The sequence below is a fragment of the Maledivibacter halophilus genome (assembly GCF_900167445.1).
In the GTDB taxonomy this organism is placed as follows: domain Bacteria; phylum Bacillota; class Clostridia; order Peptostreptococcales; family Caminicellaceae; genus Maledivibacter; species Maledivibacter halophilus.
In genome coordinates, this window is the sequence record NZ_FUZT01000039.1 from 1 (window position 1) to 1,860 (window position 1,860).

1 rRNA gene is annotated in these 1,860 nt (G+C 49.8%); it reads left to right on the top strand.

The window, feature by feature from the left end:
- Positions 1–208: 208 nt before the first annotated feature.
- Positions 209–1,741, top strand: a 16S ribosomal RNA gene (locus tag B5X81_RS26950).
- Positions 1,742–1,860 lie beyond the last annotated feature (119 nt).

Below are 1,860 nucleotides of genomic sequence, written 5' to 3' on the forward strand. Positions count from 1 at the left end.
CTAAAAACCCAGCGGGTTTCAAGTGAAATAGCAATAAAAATATATTGACATTAAGCAAAAGACATGATAATATAAGTAAGTCGGCAACGAACGACAAATTTAACTTTGGACATTGAAAACTGAACAGTGTAAGGATAAAAAACATGTTGAACGATTGATGTAAAAGTCAACGTTTAGCCTGACCAATAAAAGGTCAAACCCGAAAATTTTATTTAAGAGTTTGATCCTGGCTCAGGATGAACGCTGGCGGCGTGCTTAACACATGCAAGTCGAGCGAGAAGGCTTTAACTAATCCTTCGGGAGAAGATAGAGCTGGAAAGCGGCGGACGGGTGAGTAACGCGTGGGTAACCTGCCTTGTACAGAGGGATAGCCGCCGGAAACGGTGATTAATACCTCATAAGACCACAGTATCGCATGATACAGTGGCCAAAATTCAGGTGGTACAGGATGGACCCGCGTCTGATTAGCTAGTTGGCAGGGTAAAGGCCTACCAAGGCGACGATCAGTAGCCGACCTGAGAGGGTGATCGGCCACACTGGAACTGAGACACGGTCCAGACTCCTACGGGAGGCAGCAGTGGGGAATATTGCACAATGGGGGAAACCCTGATGCAGCAACGCCGCGTGAGCGAAGAAGGCCTTCGGGTCGTAAAGCTCTGTCCTAAGGGAAGAAAAATGACGGTACCTTAGGAGGAAGCCCCGGCTAACTACGTGCCAGCAGCCGCGGTAATACGTAGGGGGCGAGCGTTATCCGGAATCACTGGGCGTAAAGGGTGCGTAGGCGGCCAGGCAAGCCAGAGGTTAAAGGCTACGGCTTAACCGTAGTAAGCCTTTGGAACTGTATGGCTTGAGTGCAGGAGAGGAGAGTGGAATTCCTAGTGTAGCGGTGAAATGCGTAGATATTAGGAGGAACACCAGTGGCGAAGGCGACTCTCTGGACTGCAACTGACGCTGAGGCACGAAAGCGTGGGGAGCGAACAGGATTAGATACCCTGGTAGTCCACGCCGTAAACGATGAGTGCTAGGTGTCGGGGGTTCACACCCTCGGTGCCGGAGTTAACGCATTAAGCACTCCGCCTGGGGAGTACGGTCGCAAGACTGAAACTCAAAGGAATTGACGGGGACCCGCACAAGCAGCGGAGCATGTGGTTTAATTCGAAGCAACGCGAAGAACCTTACCAGGACTTGACATCCCTTTGCTAGGTTTGTAATGGAACCCTTCCCTTCGGGGACAAAGGAGACAGGTGGTGCATGGTTGTCGTCAGCTCGTGTCGTGAGATGTTGGGTTAAGTCCCGCAACGAGCGCAACCCTTGTTTTTAGTTGCCATCAGGTAAAGCTGGGCACTCTAAAGAGACTGCCGGTGATAAACCGGAGGAAGGTGGGGATGACGTCAAATCATCATGCCCCTTATGTTCTGGGCTACACACGTGCTACAATGGCTGGTACAACGGGCAGCTAAAGAGTAATCTGGAGCTAATCCCAAAAAGCCAGTCCCAGTTCGGATTGTGGGCTGCAACTCGCCCATATGAAGTTGGAGTTGCTAGTAATCGCGGATCAGAATGTCGCGGTGAATGCGTTCCCGGGTCTTGTACACACCGCCCGTCACACCATGGGAGCCTAGGGCACCCGAAGTCAGCTATCCAACTTTTAAAGAGGAAGCTGCCGAAGGTGAAATAGGTGACTAGGGTGAAGTCGTAACAAGGTAGCCGTATCGGAAGGTGCGGCTGGATCACCTCCTTTCTAAGGAGAAATACCTTACACTGTTTGGTTTTGAATGTCCAAAGACATTCAAAATAGTTAAGAATTAAAAGTTAAGCGTTATTAAGGTTTCTTCTTTTAAGAAGAAAGACTTGCCTATA